15 protein-coding genes are annotated in these 15,050 nt (G+C 73.2%); all 15 read left to right on the top strand.

Annotated elements, in window-relative coordinates; translation table 11 throughout:
• Positions 1-51: 51 nt before the first annotated feature.
• On the top strand, positions 52-1,674 hold the full coding sequence (locus tag ABZ444_RS00995) for a TIGR04028 family ABC transporter substrate-binding protein (RefSeq protein WP_357990834.1): 1,623 nt from the start codon (positions 52-54) through the stop codon (positions 1,672-1,674).
• Entirely contained in the window at positions 1,671-2,600 is a 930-nt protein-coding gene (locus ABZ444_RS01000; RefSeq protein ID WP_357970566.1) for an ABC transporter permease, read from the top strand. Before ABZ444_RS00995 ends, ABZ444_RS01000 begins: the two co-directional genes overlap by 4 nt.
• Positions 2,597-3,385, top strand: a complete 789-nt coding sequence (locus tag ABZ444_RS01005; protein ID WP_357990837.1) for an ABC transporter permease — start codon at positions 2,597-2,599, stop codon at positions 3,383-3,385. Before ABZ444_RS01000 ends, ABZ444_RS01005 begins: the two co-directional genes overlap by 4 nt.
• Entirely contained in the window at positions 3,382-4,929 is a 1,548-nt protein-coding gene (locus ABZ444_RS01010; protein ID WP_357990840.1) for an ABC transporter ATP-binding protein, read from the top strand. The genes ABZ444_RS01005 and ABZ444_RS01010 overlap by 4 nt, the downstream gene beginning before the upstream one ends.
• Positions 4,926-5,918: a putative FMN-dependent luciferase-like monooxygenase gene (locus ABZ444_RS01015; protein WP_357990843.1), complete on the top strand. Its 993-nt coding sequence runs from the start codon at positions 4,926-4,928 to the stop codon at positions 5,916-5,918. Before ABZ444_RS01010 ends, ABZ444_RS01015 begins: the two co-directional genes overlap by 4 nt.
• Positions 5,915-6,499: a CMD domain protein gene (locus tag ABZ444_RS01020; RefSeq protein WP_357990846.1), complete on the top strand. Its 585-nt coding sequence runs from the start codon at positions 5,915-5,917 to the stop codon at positions 6,497-6,499. The genes ABZ444_RS01015 and ABZ444_RS01020 overlap by 4 nt, the downstream gene beginning before the upstream one ends.
• Positions 6,496-7,062 carry an alkylhydroperoxidase domain protein gene (locus tag ABZ444_RS01025; protein WP_357990849.1) on the top strand — a complete coding sequence of 189 codons (567 nt, stop codon included), beginning with the start codon at positions 6,496-6,498 and terminating at the stop codon, positions 7,060-7,062. Before ABZ444_RS01020 ends, ABZ444_RS01025 begins: the two co-directional genes overlap by 4 nt.
• Positions 7,059-7,679: a VOC family protein gene (locus ABZ444_RS01030; protein ID WP_357990852.1), complete on the top strand. Its 621-nt coding sequence runs from the start codon at positions 7,059-7,061 to the stop codon at positions 7,677-7,679. The genes ABZ444_RS01025 and ABZ444_RS01030 overlap by 4 nt, the downstream gene beginning before the upstream one ends.
• A 24-nt stretch (positions 7,680-7,703) precedes the next feature.
• Positions 7,704-8,243 (top strand): OsmC family protein, encoded by a 540-nt coding sequence (locus tag ABZ444_RS01035; RefSeq protein WP_357970580.1) that lies wholly within the window; start codon positions 7,704-7,706, stop codon positions 8,241-8,243.
• A gap of 86 nt (positions 8,244-8,329) precedes the next feature.
• Positions 8,330-9,085 (top strand): GntR family transcriptional regulator, encoded by a 756-nt coding sequence (locus ABZ444_RS01040; RefSeq protein WP_357970581.1) that lies wholly within the window; start codon positions 8,330-8,332, stop codon positions 9,083-9,085.
• Positions 9,082-9,309 carry a 4Fe-4S dicluster domain-containing protein gene (locus ABZ444_RS01045; protein WP_357990855.1) on the top strand — a complete coding sequence of 76 codons (228 nt, stop codon included), beginning with the start codon at positions 9,082-9,084 and terminating at the stop codon, positions 9,307-9,309. Before ABZ444_RS01040 ends, ABZ444_RS01045 begins: the two co-directional genes overlap by 4 nt.
• A gap of 10 nt (positions 9,310-9,319) precedes the next feature.
• Positions 9,320-10,735: an ABC transporter substrate-binding protein gene (locus ABZ444_RS01050; protein ID WP_357990858.1), complete on the top strand. Its 1,416-nt coding sequence runs from the start codon at positions 9,320-9,322 to the stop codon at positions 10,733-10,735.
• Entirely contained in the window at positions 10,732-11,637 is a 906-nt protein-coding gene (locus ABZ444_RS01055; RefSeq protein WP_357990861.1) for an ABC transporter permease, read from the top strand. The genes ABZ444_RS01050 and ABZ444_RS01055 overlap by 4 nt, the downstream gene beginning before the upstream one ends.
• Positions 11,634-12,347, top strand: a complete 714-nt coding sequence (locus ABZ444_RS01060) for an ABC transporter ATP-binding protein (RefSeq protein ID WP_357990864.1) — start codon at positions 11,634-11,636, stop codon at positions 12,345-12,347. The genes ABZ444_RS01055 and ABZ444_RS01060 overlap by 4 nt, the downstream gene beginning before the upstream one ends.
• Positions 12,348-15,011 carry a fumarate reductase/succinate dehydrogenase flavoprotein subunit gene (locus tag ABZ444_RS01065; RefSeq protein WP_357990867.1) on the top strand — a complete coding sequence of 888 codons (2,664 nt, stop codon included), beginning with the start codon at positions 12,348-12,350 and terminating at the stop codon, positions 15,009-15,011.
• The last annotated feature ends 39 nt before the right edge of the window (positions 15,012-15,050 follow it).

The following is a 15,050-nucleotide window of genomic DNA, read 5'->3' on the forward strand; positions in this document are numbered from 1 at the left end:
GTAGCCTTTTCCTACTTTTTAGGTATGTTTTGTCTGAAAGGCAGTACCCCCATGTCCTCATCCAGCCTGCGCACCGCAGCCGTCATGCTCGCCGTCGTTGGGCTCCTCGGCGCCTGTGGTGGTCAAGGGGGTGCTGCCGGCGCGGCGCCGTCCAGCGGTCAGCCGGTCTACGGCGGCACGCTGACCTACCTGGAGCACCAGCCGCCCACCTGCCTCTACCTGCCGGCCGCCGGCTTCTATCCCAACGGCGGCATCCTCCACCAGATCACCGACAAGCTGACCTGGCAGAACCCGCAGACCCTGGAGATCGAGCCCTGGATCGCCACCAAGTGGGAGGTGACCGACGACGCCACCGAATACACCTTCCACCTGCGCCAGGGCGTGACCTTCAGCGACGGCAGCCCGCTCGACGCCGCCGCCGTCGCCGCCAACTTCGACGTGTACGGCCTCGGGAACACCGAGCTCAAGCTGCCGGTCGCCGAGTTCGTCAACAACTACGAGCGCAGCGAGGTCGTCGACCCGCTGACCGTGAAGTTCCACTTCAAGAAGCCCTCTCCCGGCTTCCTCCAGGGCACCTCGGTCATCGGGGCCGGGCTGGTGTCGAAGAAGACCATCGCGCTGCCGTACGAGCAGCAGTGCCAGCTGAAGAACATCGTCGGCTCGGGCCCCTTCACGCTGAAGAAGCAGATCGTCGACAAGGAGGTGGACCTGGCCGCGCGCAAGGACTACGACTGGGCGCCGCCGTCGTCGAAGCACCAGGGGCGGGCGTACCTGGACGAGATCAAGATCATCGTGACGCCCGAGGACAACGTCCGGGTCGGTGCGCTGACCTCCGGCCAGGCCGACTTCGTGCGCTACGTCCAGGCGTACGACGAGAAGACCGTCAAGGACGCCGGCTTCCAGATCTACGCCGAGCCGACCAGGGGCGTGAACAACGGCCTGTACCTGCGGCCGTCCAACAGCATCCTGAAGGACCTCGACGTGCGCAAGGCGCTGCAGGCGGGCACCGACGTCAAGGAGGTCGTCGACACCCTGTTCACCGCGAGCTACCCGCGGGCCACCTCCGTGCTCAGCCACCTCGCCCAGGGCTACCTCGACCTGTCCAAGGACCTGACCTACGACCCCGCCAGGGCGAACCAGCTGCTCGACAAGGCCGGCTGGACCAAGGGCGCCGACGGCGTGCGCGAGAAGGACGGCGTCAAGCTGCGGCTGGGCGTCTTCGTCGCCGGCCCGCAGCCGCTGTCCAAGCAGACGCTCGAACTCGTCGGCCAGCAGTGGGCCAAGCTCGGCGTGCAGCTGGAGATCCGTCCCGCCGACGCCGGCACCCAGGCCGTGGACATCAAGGACGCCGAGAAGACCGCCGTCGCGCACAGCATGGTCGGCCGCGCCGACCAGGACGTCATCAAGAGCCACTTCCACAGCCAGAACCGCGACGTCATCCTGTCCAAGGACAAGAAGCTCGACACCCTGCTGGAGGAGGAGTCCGCCGAGCCCGACAACGCCAGGCGCAACGCCAAGGTCGCCGAGATCCAGCGGTACGTGATCGAGCAGGGCTACGCCATCCCCCTGTTCGAGGAGCCCCAGGTGTACGGCGGCGCGCCGTACGTCAAGGGCGTGGCCTTCGAGGCGGTCGCCCGGCCGTGGTTCTACTCGGCCTGGAAGTCCCAGCAATGACCAGGTATCTCCTGACGCGGGCCGGGCAGGCGGTGCTCGTGCTGTGGGCCGCCTTCACCGCGAGCTACGTGCTGCTGCAACTGCTGCCCGGCGACTCGATCCTGATCAAGTTCCAGAACCCCGAGCTCGGCCTGTCGCCGCAGCAGATCGCCGACATCCGGGCGTACTACAGCGGCGGCTCGCCGATCGGCGAGTACCTGCGCACCCTGACCGGCTTCCTGACCGGCGGCTTCGGCTACTCGATCGACACCGGCACCCCGGTGGTCGAGCGCCTGGGCGAGGCGTTGCCCGAGACGGCCCGGCTGGCCTCGGCGGCGTTCGCGCTGGCGGTGCTGCTCGCCGTGGTGATCGCGTTCGTGGCGAGCTACAGCAGGACGTCGTGGCTGCGCGGGGCGCTGCTGTCGGTGCCGTCGCTGTTCATCTCGGTCCCGGCGTTCTGGCTGGGGATCCTGCTGATCCAGGTCTTCTCCTTCCGGCTGCGGCTGGTGCCGGTCATCGGTGGCGGCGAGCTGCAGCAGCTCGTCCTGCCGGTGCTGACGCTGGCCGTGCCGATTTCGGCGCCCATCGCGCAGGTGCTGGCGCGCGGCATCGACCAGGTGTACGCGCAGCCGTTCGTGCCGGTGATCGCGGCCAAGGGCGCCACCCGCTGGTGGATCCTGTGGCGGCACGTGGCGCGCAACGCCGTCCTGCCGACGCTGACCGTGGCGGGCCTGACGTTCGGCGAGCTGATCGCGGGCTCGGTCGTGACGGAGACCGTCTTCGGCCGCAACGGCATCGGCCGGCTCACCGAGCAGGCCGTGACCGCCCAGGACACGCCGGTGATGCTGGCCGTCGTGGTGCTCGCCGCGGCGGTGTTCGTCCTGGTCAACTTGGTGGTGGACGTGTTGTTCCCGGTGCTCGACCCGCGGCTGAAGGCGGCGTCGTGAGGGCGGGCCTGATCCTGTCCTGGACGGTGATCGCCGTGGCGCTGCTGTGGGCGGTCGTCCCGGGGCTGTTCACCGGGTACGACCCGATCGCCGGCGTGCCGGTCGAGAAGCTCCAGGCGCCGAGCGGGCAGCACCTGTTCGGCACCGACGCCGTCGGGCGGGACGTGTTCGCGCGGGTGGTGCACGGGTCCGTGCACTCGTTGTCGGGGGCGTTCGTCGCCGTCGCGGTCGGCCTGCTGCTCGGCACGCTGCTCGGGCTGCTGGCCGGCTCGCTCGGCGGGGTGCCCGACGCCGCCGTCATGCGGGTCGTGGACGTGCTGCTGTCGGTCCCCGGCCTGCTCCTGGCCCTGGTCGTGATCATCCTGCTCGGCCCGGGGACGGTGCACGTGGCCGTCGCGGTCGGCGTCGGCTCGGTCGCCGCGTTCGCCCGGCTGTCGCGGTCGGAGGTCGTCCGGGTGCGCCGCACCGACTACGTCGAGGCCGCGTTCGGCAGCGGCGGCCGGTTCACCGCCGTGTTGTGGCGGCACGTGCTGCCCAACTCGCTCGGCCCCGTCGTCGCGCTGGCCGCCCTGCAGTTCGGCGTGGCCATCCTGGCCATCTCGACGCTCGGCTTCCTCGGCTACGGCGCCGAGCCGCCGACCCCCGAGTGGGGCCTGCTCATCGCCGAGGGCCGCAACTACCTGGCCACGTCCTGGTGGCTGACCACGCTGCCCGGGGCCGTGGTGGTCGCGGTCGTGCTCGCCGCCGGCCGGATCAGCCGGTCCATCGCCAAGGAGTCCTCGTGAGCCTGCTCGACGTCCGCGACCTCGCGGTCTCCTACGACGGCCGTCCGGCGGTCCACGGCGTCTCCTTCACCGTCGAGCCGGGTGAGGTGGTCGCGGTCGTCGGCGAGTCGGGGTCCGGCAAGACCACGACCGCGCACTCGATCATCGGCCTGCTGCCGCGCAACGCCTCGCTCGACCGGGGCAGCGTCCTGCTGGGGGAGAACGACCTGGCGACCTGGTCGCCGCGGCGGATGGAGTCCGTCCGCGGGGCCCAGATCGGGCTGGTCCCGCAGGACCCGTCCAACTCGCTCGACCCGGTCAAGACGGTCGGGGCGCAGATCGCCGAGGTGCTGCGCATCCACAAACGCGGCGACCGGGCCGCCGTCCGGCGCCGGGTCGTCGAACTGCTCACCCGCGTCGGCCTGCCCGACCCCGAGACGCGGGCCCGCCAGTACCCGCACGAGCTGTCCGGCGGCATGCGCCAGCGCGTGCTGATCGCCATCGCCGTCGCGCTCGAACCCCGGCTGATCATCGCCGACGAGCCCACCAGCGCCCTGGACGTCACCGTGCAGCGGCGCATCCTGGACCTCGTCGACGACCTGCGCGCCGAGTTCGGCACCGCCGTGCTGCTGGTCACCCACGACCTCGGCGTGGCCGCGAGCCGCTCGGACCGGCTGGTCGTCATGAAGGACGGCCGCGTCGAGGAGCAGGGCCCGACCAGGGGCGTCCTGGCGGCGCCCGGCGCCGACTACACCCGCAGGCTGCTGCACGACGCCCCCGCGCTGTCGGCCCGCCCCTTCCGCGAGCCGGTGGCGGCCGAGCCCGCGATCGTGGTGCGCGACCTGGTCAAGGAGTTCCGGTCGGGACGGCGGGCCTTCCGGGCCGTGGACGGCGTCTCGTTCGAGGTGCCGCGCGGCACCACGCACGCGCTCGTCGGGGAGTCGGGGTCCGGCAAGACCACCACCGCGCGCATGGTGGTGCGCTTCGCCGAGCCCACGTCGGGCACGGTCACCGTCGCCGGGGCCCCCGACGGCCGCGGCTTCCGCCGTCACGTCCAGCTCGTCCACCAGAACCCGTACGGGTCGCTCGACCCCCGCCAGGCGGTCGCCGACATCGTGGAGGAGCCGTTGCGCAACTTCCGGCTCGGCGACCGGGCCGCCCGCAGGGCCCGCGTCGCGGAGCTCCTCGACCGGGTGGCGCTGCCCGCGGACGTGTCGTCGCGCAGGCCGCGCGAGCTGTCGGGCGGCCAGCGGCAGCGGGTGGCCATCGCCCGCGCGCTGGCCGCCGGCCCGGAGGTGCTGGTGCTCGACGAGGCCGTCTCGGCGCTCGACGTCACGGTCCAGGCGCAGATCCTCGACCTGCTCGGACAGCTCCAGCGCGACCTCGGCCTGACCTACCTCTTCATCTCGCACGACCTGGCGGTGGTGCGGCAGATCTCGCACACCGTCTCCGTCATGAACAAAGGACGCATCGTGGAATCAGGATCCACCCGGCGGGTCTTCACCGACCCGGCCGACGACTACACCCGCGAGCTGCTCGCCGCCATCCCGGAGCCGGTGCGATGAGGCTCGGCTTCTTCACCCGGGTCCTGGACGAGGCGCCCCCGGCGGAGCGCTACCGGCTGGCCGCCGAGCAGATCGCGCACGCCGAGTCGCTCGGGTTCGACACCGCCTGGGTGGCCCAGCACCATTTCGACGGCGAGGAGGGCGGGCTGCCCGCGCCGCTGGTGTTCCTCGCCCACGCGGCGGCCCGTACCAGCCGCATCCGGCTCGGCACCGGCATCATCACGCTGCCGCTGGAGCACCCGGTGCGGGTGGCCGAGGACGCCGCCGTGCTCGACCTGCTCACCGGCGGCCGGCTGGAGATCGGGGTCGGCAGCGGCGGGACGCCGTCGTCGTTCGGGCCGTTCGGGCACGACAGCGGCGACCGCGCCGCCCTGTACGCCGAGCACCTGTCGATCCTGCTCAGAGCCTGGTCGGGGGAGGATTTGGGCGGCGGCAACCGGCTCTACCCGCCCGCGCCCCGGCTGCCCGGCGCGATCTGGGAGGCGACGTTCTCGGCCGCCGGAGGAGCGCGCGCCGGACGGGCGGGCAACGGGCTCATGCTCTCGCGCACGCAGCCCCGACCGGCCGACGACCCGCAGGCGACGCTGGCCGACCTGCAACGGCCGATCGTGGACGCCTACTACGAGAACCTGCCCGCGGGCGTCGTCCCGCGCATCGTGGCCTCGCGGACCGCGTTCGTGGCCGACAGCCGCGCCGAGGCGCTGCGCTGGGCCGAGCGGGGGCTCGGGCGCGGCCGGCTGCCGTGGGAGCTGCCCGGCGGCGACCTCGACAGCCGCATCGCCGCCTTCGACGTGCACGTGGGCACCCCGCAGGACGTCATCGACAGCCTGCGCGCCGATCCGACCCTCGAACGGGTCACCGACCTGGTCTTCCAGGTGCACTCGGTGGACCCGCCGCACCCGCTGATCCTGCGTTCGACCGAGTTGCTGGCGACCGAGGTCGCACCCGCGCTCGGCTGGCTCCCCTCCACCGAAATGAGCTCCACATGATCAACGACGTCATCGACCACCTGGCCGGAATAAGACCGGGCTCCCGCCTCGACAAGCTGCGCGACCTGCGGCCCGCCGCCCGCGAGCACGCTCAGCGCGGCTTCGACGCGCTCTTCACCCCCGACGAGGAGGGCGAGGTCACCCTCGTCGAACGCGACGCCGTCGCGGCCTTCGTGGCCGGGCTGCACCGTGACGCCGTCGTCGCCGGCTTCTACGCCGACCGGCTCGCCGAGCTGGCCCCCGGCCTGCTGAAGGCGGTCGAGACCGAGGTCGAGGCGGGCGCCACCACCGGCCCGTACGGGGTCTACCCCGCGCCGCTGGCCGCCGAGAGCGACGAGGGCCTGCGCTACCGGGTACGCAATCCGGACGAGCTGGGCGTCCGGCTCACCGCCGCGTTCGAGCACGCGCACCTGCTGGTGTTCCGGCCCCGCGAGGCGAGCGGGCAGGCCCTGGAGGCGCTGGCCGCGGCGGGCTGGAGCCCGACGGGCGTGGTGACGTTGTCGCAGCTCGTCGCCTTCCTCGCCTTCCAGGTCCGGGTGGTCGGCGGGCTGCGGCTGCTCAACGCGGAGGTGGCGGCGTGAGCACCGGCTTCACCCAGGAACAGCTCGGCTGGCGGCCCTGGCTGCCGCCGCTCGCGCCGGAGGAGCTGACCGAGGCCCACTACGAGGCGCTGGTGGACCGGGCGCGGGCGTCGTCGCCGTACTTCCTGCTGCTGGCCCGCGACCCCGAGATCCTGCACGCGCGCACCAAGACCGACAACGACATCTTCTACAACGCCGACGGCGGGCTGCCGCGCGCCGAGCGCGAGCTGGCCGCGACCGCGACCTCGCGGCGCAACGGCTGCGTGTTCTGCGCGTCGGTGCACGCCCGCTTCGCCGCCCACCACTCCAAGCGCCCGCAGGACGTGCAGCGCCTGCTCGACGAGGGGGTGGACGCGCCGCAGGACGGCACCTGGCGGGCGGTCGTCGACGCCTCGGTCGCGCTGGCCGCCACGCCCGTGGAGTTCGGGCCCGAGCACATCGCGGCGCTGCGCGCGGCCGGGCTGGACGACCTGGCGATCAGCGACACCATCCACGCCGCCGCCTTCTTCAACTGGGCGAACCGGCTCATGCTCTCCCTCGGCGAACCGGAGGACCACCGATGACCGACCGTCACCTCGACCACCTCGTCCATGCCGTTCCCGACCTGCTCGCGGGGGTCGAGGACTTCGCCGCGCGCACCGGCGTGCGGCCCGTCCGGGGCGGCAGCCATCCCGGCGGCACCGCGAACTACCTGGTGCGCTTCGGGCCGACCGCGTACCTGGAGATCATCGGGCCGGACCCCGAGTCGGAGGTGCGGCCGAGGGCGTTCGGGCTGGCGACGCTGACCGAGCCGCGCCTGGCCGCCTGGGCCGTGCATCCGCAGGACCTGGACAAGACCGTGGAGCTGGCCCGCGAGCGCGGCTACGACCCCGGCGACGTGCAGCCGCTGTCCCGGCGCACCCCGTCCGGCGAGCTGCTGGAGTGGCGGCTCACCCGGCGCGAGGACCCGGCGGCGATCCGTCCGGTGCCCTTCCTCATCGACTGGGGGACGACCACCCACCCGGCCGCCACGGACCTGCCGCTGCTCGGCCTGGTCTCCTTCGCCGCCGTCCATCCCGACCCCGCCGCGCTCCGCCGCGACCTGGCCGCCCTCGACGTGACGCTCGACGTCACCGAGGGGCCCGAGCCCGCCCTGCGGGCCGTCATCGACACCCCGCTCGGCCACGTGACCCTGAGCTGAACCCCGTTCGAGAGAGAAAGACCCATGAGTACCCTTCGCGAGTACCTGTCGCACAAGCGCGCCGCCCTGCTGGCCCGCCGGGAGGCCCCGGCGGCCGGTCCGGTGCCGCTGCACGCCCACGTCACGGCCGAGGGCCGCAGCGGGATCCGGCGCATCAGGATCAGGGACTTCCAGATCATCAGCGACAGCGGCCCCGACTTCGCCGGTTACGACCTCGGCCCCGGCTCGCCCGAGCTGCAGGCCGGCGTCCTGGGCAGCTGCGTGACGCACATCTTCCTGATCAAGGCGGCCGAGCTGGAGGTGCCGATCGACTCCCTGGAGGTGGACGTCCGCGCCGAGTACGACCCGAGGGCCCAGCTCCCGGGAGACCAGGGCGTCCCGGTGTACCCGCACAACTTCCGCTACGAGGTGCTGATCGGCTCGCCCGCCTCCGACGAGCAGCTGGCCGGGCTGCACGCCGAGGTCGAGCGGGTGTGCCCGATCCTCAACCTGATCCGCAACCCGCAGCAGATCAGCGGCTCGATCGTCCGGGTGGCGGATCCCGCGCAGCTGCCCGTCGCGTAGCAGGTCAGCGCCGGGTCGCGGCCCGGCGTGGGTGGCGCAACCTCACCGTTATCCCCTTTTTCCTACCTGCGAACTAGGTTGAAGGCATGGAACCGGTGGCGCTCGACGATCGGCGGCCTCGGGCGGATCGTGCCCGCCAGGTCGCCGACCTGCTGCGAAGACAGATCATCCAGGGCAGCTTCCCCCAGGGGCAGCTCCCGCTGGAGGCGGCGCTCGCCCGCGAGTTCGGCGCCTCGCGCAACACCGTGCGCCAGGCGCTCGACCTGCTGCGTGCGGAGGGGCTGGTCGAGCGCTGTCCCGGCGTCGGCACGACCGTCGCGGCCGAGAAGTACCCGCACGGCCTGCACCGCCTGCTGGGCCTGGCCGAGACCCTCCACGAGCACGGCCGGGTCGTCAACCAGGTCCGCACGATGACCCTCATCGAGCCGCCCGCCCCGGTGAGCCGGCGGCTCGGCCTCGCCCCCGGCGAGCAGGTCGTCTACCTCGAACGGCTGCGCAGCCTGAACGGCCTGCCGCTCTCGCTCGACCTCACCTATCTCGTCCGCGACGCCGGCGAGCCGCTGTTCGCCGCGGACCTGGTCAACAACGACATCTTCGTGCTGCTGGAGCGGATCGCCGGGCAGCCCCTCGGCATGGCCGAGCTCACCCTCGAAGCGGTCAACGCCGACCCCCACACCGCCGCCGCGCTCGGCACGCCCCGCGGCGCCGCCCTGCTCATGGTCGAACGGCTCACGCACCTGGCCGACGGCAGGCCCGTGGACCTGGAGTTCGTGCGCTTCCGCGGCGACCGGCTCACGATGCGCGGGCACCTGCGCAGAACCCCGGAGGAGGAACGGTCATGACCCTGGTCAACCAGCGCGTCGAGGTCCCCGTGACGATCGACGAGGCGCTGTGCATCGACGGCTGCACCCTCTGCGTCGAGGCGTGCCCGCTGGACTCCCTGGCGATCAGCGAGACGACCGGCAAGGCGTACATGCACGTGGACGAGTGCTGGTACTGCGGGCCGTGCGCGGCCAGGTGCCCGGTGGACGCGGTCACCATCGACATCCCCTACCTGCTGCGATGAAGGAAGCGCGATGCTGCGTAAGGCTCTGACGGCGGCCGCGCTGACGGCCGTCGCGCTGACGGCGGCCGGCTGCTCGGTCTCCGGCGCGACCGGCGGCGAGGACCGGATCAGGATCGTCGTCGGCTACCAGTCCAAGACCATCAACACCGTGACCGCGGGCACGCTGCTGCGCTCGCTCGGCTACCTGGAGAACAGGCTCGGCCCCGGGTACGCGGTCGAATGGCAGGACTACGACACGGGCGCGCCCATCACCGCCAAGATGGTCGCCGGGAAGATCGACATCGGTTCGATGGGCGACTACCCGCTGCTCATCAACGCCGCCCGCACGCAGGCCGTCCCGGAGGCGCGCACCGAGCTGGTCTCCATCACCGGCTACAACCTGCGCGGCGGGCTGAACATGGTGCTCGTGCCGCCCGCGTCCAAGGCCAGGACCCTGGCCGACCTCGCCGGGGCCAAGGTCTCGGCAAGCGTCGGCTCCGCCGGGCACGGGACGCTGGTCCAGGCCCTGGAGAAGGCGGGCGTCACGGACGTGGAGACGGTCAACCACCAGCCCGCGGTCGGGGCCGCGCAACTGGAGTCGGGCGGCGTCCAGGGGTACGCCCAGTTCGTGGCCTGGCCCGGCCTGCTCGCCTTCCAGGGCAAGGGCCGCCTGCTGTACGACGGCTCCGCGCTGGACGTGCCGACCTTCCACGGCGTGGTGGTGCGGCAGGCGTACGCGAAGGAGCACCCGCAGGTCGTGGACGCCTTTCTCAAGGCCCAGATCGACGCCACCCGTTACCTGCACGAACACCCGCTGGCGGCGGCCGAGTCGGTGGCCGCCGCGACCGGGCTCCCGCCCGAGGTGGTCTACCTCTACAACGGGCGGGGCGGCATCGCCACCTTCGACGTCACGCTGAAGCAGCGGCTCCAGGCAGCGCACGAGCACGACGTGACCTACCTCAAGCGGATCAGCCCTGACTTCTCCGGCGTGGACGTCGCCTCCTTCGTCGACGACACCTACCTGCGCAGGGCGTACGGGCCCGCCTACGACGCCGACCGGGCCTCGACCACCAACCCGGCCGCCGTCACCGGGAACGACGCCGCCTGCGGCATCCCGGCCGGCGATCCGCGGACGGCCTCCGAGCTCTGGCTGACCGGCGAGCGGGACACCCGTCCCGCGGCCACGCCCACGTGCCTGCTCCGGCAGGTCGCCGGGGCCGGGGGGAAGGTGCGCGCGGCGTACGTCCCGGACGCGGCGACCGGCACCCGGTGGTTCGCCGACCGCTCGGTGTGGCTGGAGGACCCGGCCGCCGCCCCCACCGGCCGCCTGCTGCCGTTCACCACGGAGGACGGCGCCGACGCCTACCGCGAGGCCCACCCCAGGACCCGGCCCGTCACCTACGAGGCCGCCCTGAAGGCCGCCAGAAAGGCCGGCGACCCCCGATGACCAGCACCGAGACCCCGCCGGCCGCCCCGCCGGCCACCCCACCCGCCACCCCACCGGCCGCCGTGGGCGCGTCTGCTGAAGCGGGTGCCGTCGTTCCCCGGAAGGAGCCCGGCCCGCGGGGCGGGAAAGGGGCGCGGTGGGCGGTCAGGGCCGCCTCGGTGACGGTGGCCGCGGGGGTGTGGCAGTCGCTCACCGTCACCGACGCCCGCCTGTGGCTGCGCTTCGACCGGCTCCCCAGCCTGGACGAGATCGCCGCCCAGGCCGCCCGCCAGCTCGCCACCCGCACCTACTACCTGGACCTCCTCCAGAGCCTGATCAGGATCCTCACCGGCTTCGGCCTGGCCGCCGTGGCCGGGGTCGCCGTCGGCGTGCTGGTGGCCAGGTCGCCGAGGACGGGCGACGTGCTCGGCCCGCTGCTCGAAGCGGTCCGTCCCGTACCGGCCATCGCGCTGGTCCCCATGGCGATCCTGCTGTTCCCGGCCGACGAGCAGGGCATCGTGTTCATCACGTTCACCGCCGCCTTCTTCCCGGTCATGGTGAGCACCCGCCACGCCGTGCGGGCGCTGCCCACCCTGTGGGAGGACGCGGTCAGGACGCTCGGCGGCCGGCGCCGTCACGTGCTGGTGAACGTCGTGCTGCCCGGGGTGCTCCCCGGCGTCTTCGGCGGGCTGTCCGTCGGCATGGGCGTCGCATGGATCTGCGTGATCTCGGCCGAGATGATCTCCGGCGAGTTCGGCGTCGGCTACCGCACCTGGATGTCGTACACGATCGTCGACTACCCGGCGGTCATCGTCGGCATGATCACCATCGGCCTGCTCGGCTGGCTCACCTCGGCCGCCGTCGAGCTGGCCGGGCGCAGGGCGACGCGGTGGCTGCCGCGCGCCGGAGGAGGCCGGTCATGACGCTCGGCATCACGCTGGAGTCCCTGTCGCTCGGGTACGCCCGCGAGCCGGTCCTGCGCCAGGTCGACCTGGCCGTGCGCCCCGGTGAGGTGCTGGTCGTGGTCGGCGCGTCCGGGTCGGGCAAGTCCACGTTGCTGCGGGCGCTGGCCGGGCTGCTGCGCCCGTACGCCGGCCGGATCGTGGCCGGCGGGACGGAGATCGCCGCCACCTCGCCCGACCGGTCGATGGTCTTCCAGGACGACGCCCTGCTGCCCTGGCGTACCGTCCGGCGCAACGTGGAGCTGCCGCTGCGCATCCGCGGGCTGCCCAGGCGCGAGCGGCGGGCGGCGGCCGAGGAGTGGCTGGCCCGCGTCGGCCTGGCCGGGCACGGCGACCGGCTGCCCCGCGAGCTGTCCGGCGGCATGCGCCAGCGCGTTCAGCTCGCCCGCGCGCTGGCCGGGACGCCGCGCGCGGTCCTGATGGACGAGCCGTTCGGCGCCCTCGACGCCCAGACCCGCGCCGGCATGCAGGCGCTCCTGCTCGACGTGCTGCGCGACACCCGCGCCACGGTCGTCTTCGTCACCCACGACGTGGAGGAGGCGCTCCTGCTCGCCGACCGGGTCGTGGTGCTCGGCCACGGCGGCGTCCGCGCGGTGATCGAGGTGCCCGGCCCCCGCGAGCCCGGCGCGGACCGGGCGGTCCTGCGCGACCAGATCCTCAAGGAGTTGTGAATGGAGATCCCCCCGATCGAGGACCGCCTGCACCTGGAGTGCGAGGTGCTCGTCGTCGGCGGCGGCACCGCGGGCACCATGGCCGCGATCACCGCCGCCGAGCGCGGCGCGCGGGTGCTGCTGCTGGAGAAGGCCCACGTACGGCACAGCGGTGCCCTGGCCATGGGCATGGACGGCGTCAACAACGCGGTCATCCCCGGCAAGGCCACCCCCGAGGACTACGTCGCCGAGATCACCAGGGCGAACGACGGCGTCGTCAACCAGAAGACCGTCTACCAGACCGCGACCAGGGGCCACGCCATGGTCCGCCGTCTGGAACGCTACGGCGTGAAGTTCGAGAAGGACGAGCACGGCGAGTACGCCGTCCGCCGGGTCCACCGCTCGGGCAGCTACGTCCTGCCGATGCCCGAGGGCAAGGACGTCAAGAAGGTGCTCTACCGGGTGCTGCGGCAGCGGCACATCCGCGACAAGGTGCGCATCGAGAACCGGGTCATGCCGGTCAGGGTGCTCACCTCGCAGGGACGGGCGGTCGGCGTGGCCGGGTTCGACACCCGTTCCGGGCGGTTCGTCACCGTGAGCGCGGGAGCGGTGATCCTGGCCACCGGCCCCTGCGGCCGGCTCGGCCTGCCCGCCAGCGGCTACCTCTACGGCACCTACGAGAACCCGGCCAACGCCGGGGACGGCTACGCCATGGCCTACCACGCCGGGGCCGAGCTGAGCGGCCTCGAATGTTTCCAGATCAATCCGCTGATCAAGGACTACAACGGCCCGGCCTGCGCGTACGTGGCCAACCCGTTCGGCGGGTACCAGGTCAACAACCGGGGGGAGCGGTTCGTCGACTCCGACTACTGGTCGGGCCAGATGATGGCCGAGGTCTCCGCCGAGATCGCCTCGGCCAGGGGGCCCATCTACCTCAAGCTCTCCCATCTCCCCGACGAGACCGTGAGCGCCATCGAGGGCATCCTGCACTCGACCGAGCGCCCCACCCGCGGCACCTTCCACGCCGGGCGCGGCCACGACTACCGCAGCCACGACGTGGAGATGCACATCTCGGAGATCGGCCTGTGCGGCGGTCACTCGGCGTCGGGCGTGTGGGTGGACGAGCACGGCGCGACCACCGTCCCCGGCCTGTACGCGGCGGGCGACCTGGCCTGCGTGCCGCACAATTACATGATCGGCGCGTTCGTCTTCGGCGACCTGGCCGGGGAGCACGCCGCCGCCCACCACGGAGCCTCCGGGCCGCCCCTGCCGCAGGACCAGGTGGCCGCCGCCCACGAGCTGGTCTACCGGCCGCTGCGCAACCCGGACGGGCCGCCGCAGCAGCAGGTGGAGTACAAGCTGCGCCGTTTCGTCAACGACTACGTGGCCCCGCCCAAGACGGGGGCGAAACTGGAGATCGCGCTGGAGTCGTTCGAGCGGATGCGGGCGGAGATCGCCTCCATGGGCGGGCGGACGCCGCACGAGCTGATGCGCTGCGTCGAGGTGGACTTCATCCGCGACTGCGCGGAGCTGGCCACGCGCGCCTCGCTGACCCGTACCGAGAGCCGGTGGGGGCTCTATCACGAGCGCGCCGACCTGCCCGGCCGCGACGACGCGGGCTGGCTGTTCCATCTCAACCTGCGCAGACGCGCGGACGGCGCGACGGAGTTCGTCAAGCGGCCCGTCGAGCCCTACCTGGTGCCCGTCGAGGAGTTCGCGCCCGTCGCCGCCGAGCCGGTGACGCTGGAGGTCGCGGCCACCGCCGCCGTGCGACGGGCGCCGCGGGCACGTCGCGGACGCGCCGCCGTCGGCCGTTCACCGCGCATCCTGGAGCTGAACCGGCTGGCCGAGGAGCAGCCGTCCGCCGAAGACCTCGCCCCCTACCTCGCCGACCCCGACCCCAAGGTGCGCAGGGCCGCCATCGCCACCCTCACCGAGACCGTGCCGGACGGGACGGGCGCCGCCCTGGCCGCCGCGCTCGCCGACCCGCACGGCACCGTGCGCAGGGCCGCCGCGACCGGCCTGGTGGAGCTGGTCGAGGTGCTGCCGGCCACCCCGGAGCTGGGCCGCGCGCTGACCGGCGCGCTGACCGGCGGCGACGCCCTGGTCCGCGCCGCGGTCCTGGACGTGCTGCGCGCGCTGCGGCTCGGCGGCACGCCGGTGTTCGCGGCCGCCCTCGCGGACGGCGACCACCGGGTGCGGATCGCGGCCGTCCGCGGGCTGGTCTCGCTGGACGAGCCCGGCCTGCTGGCCCAGGCGGCCGGCGATGCCTCCCGGGAGGTGCGCGTCTGGGTGGCCAAGGGCATCGGGGCGGTCGGGAAGCCGTCCGCGGCGCTGGCGGTGTTGGCCGGGGACGGCGACCCGCTGGTGCGGGCCGCCGCGCTGGAGGCGTCGGGCTCGGTGGGGGAGCCGCTGGAGCGGGAGGCCGTACGAGGGCTGCGGGACCCGGCGTGGGAGGTGCGGGTGGGAGCGGCGCGCTGCCTGGCCGCCGCCGACCCGCGGACGGCGGGGCCGCCGCTGGTGGCGGCGCTGTCGGACGGCAACCTCGACGTGCGCAAGGCCGCCGTGCTCGCGCTGGCCCCGTGGGCGGCGGCGCCGGACGTGGCCGCCGCCCTGCGGGACGCGCTCGCCGACACCGACGCCGACGTGCGCGCCTACGCGGGCAAGGCCCTGTCCCGGCGGTGAAAGCCGCCCGACCGGCCCTGTCCCGAAGGGAACGCCCGG

It is taken from the genome of Nonomuraea sp. NPDC005730, from assembly GCF_040630865.1.
Classification (GTDB): Bacteria; Actinomycetota; Actinomycetes; order Streptosporangiales; family Streptosporangiaceae; genus Nonomuraea.

What these genes read in the sequence shown, in the direction of transcription:
- ABZ444_RS01045 (WP_357990855.1), top strand. Translation starts at nt 9,082, where the DNA reads ATGACCCTGGTCAACCAGCGCGTCGAGGTCCCCGTGACGATCGACGAG.
- ABZ444_RS01000 (WP_357970566.1), top strand. Translation starts at nt 1,671, where the DNA reads ATGACCAGGTATCTCCTGACGCGGGCCGGGCAGGCGGTGCTCGTGCTG.
- ABZ444_RS01060 (WP_357990864.1), top strand. Translation starts at nt 11,634, where the DNA reads ATGACGCTCGGCATCACGCTGGAGTCCCTGTCGCTCGGGTACGCCCGC.
- ABZ444_RS01020 (WP_357990846.1), top strand. Translation starts at nt 5,915, where the DNA reads ATGATCAACGACGTCATCGACCACCTGGCCGGAATAAGACCGGGCTCC.
- ABZ444_RS00995 (WP_357990834.1), top strand. Translation starts at nt 52, where the DNA reads ATGTCCTCATCCAGCCTGCGCACCGCAGCCGTCATGCTCGCCGTCGTT.
- ABZ444_RS01015 (WP_357990843.1), top strand. Translation starts at nt 4,926, where the DNA reads ATGAGGCTCGGCTTCTTCACCCGGGTCCTGGACGAGGCGCCCCCGGCG.
- ABZ444_RS01065 (WP_357990867.1), top strand. Translation starts at nt 12,348, where the DNA reads ATGGAGATCCCCCCGATCGAGGACCGCCTGCACCTGGAGTGCGAGGTG.
- ABZ444_RS01030 (WP_357990852.1), top strand. Translation starts at nt 7,059, where the DNA reads ATGACCGACCGTCACCTCGACCACCTCGTCCATGCCGTTCCCGACCTG.
- ABZ444_RS01040 (WP_357970581.1), top strand. Translation starts at nt 8,330, where the DNA reads ATGGAACCGGTGGCGCTCGACGATCGGCGGCCTCGGGCGGATCGTGCC.
- ABZ444_RS01035 (WP_357970580.1), top strand. Translation starts at nt 7,704, where the DNA reads ATGAGTACCCTTCGCGAGTACCTGTCGCACAAGCGCGCCGCCCTGCTG.
- ABZ444_RS01055 (WP_357990861.1), top strand. Translation starts at nt 10,732, where the DNA reads ATGACCAGCACCGAGACCCCGCCGGCCGCCCCGCCGGCCACCCCACCC.
- ABZ444_RS01050 (WP_357990858.1), top strand. Translation starts at nt 9,320, where the DNA reads ATGCTGCGTAAGGCTCTGACGGCGGCCGCGCTGACGGCCGTCGCGCTG.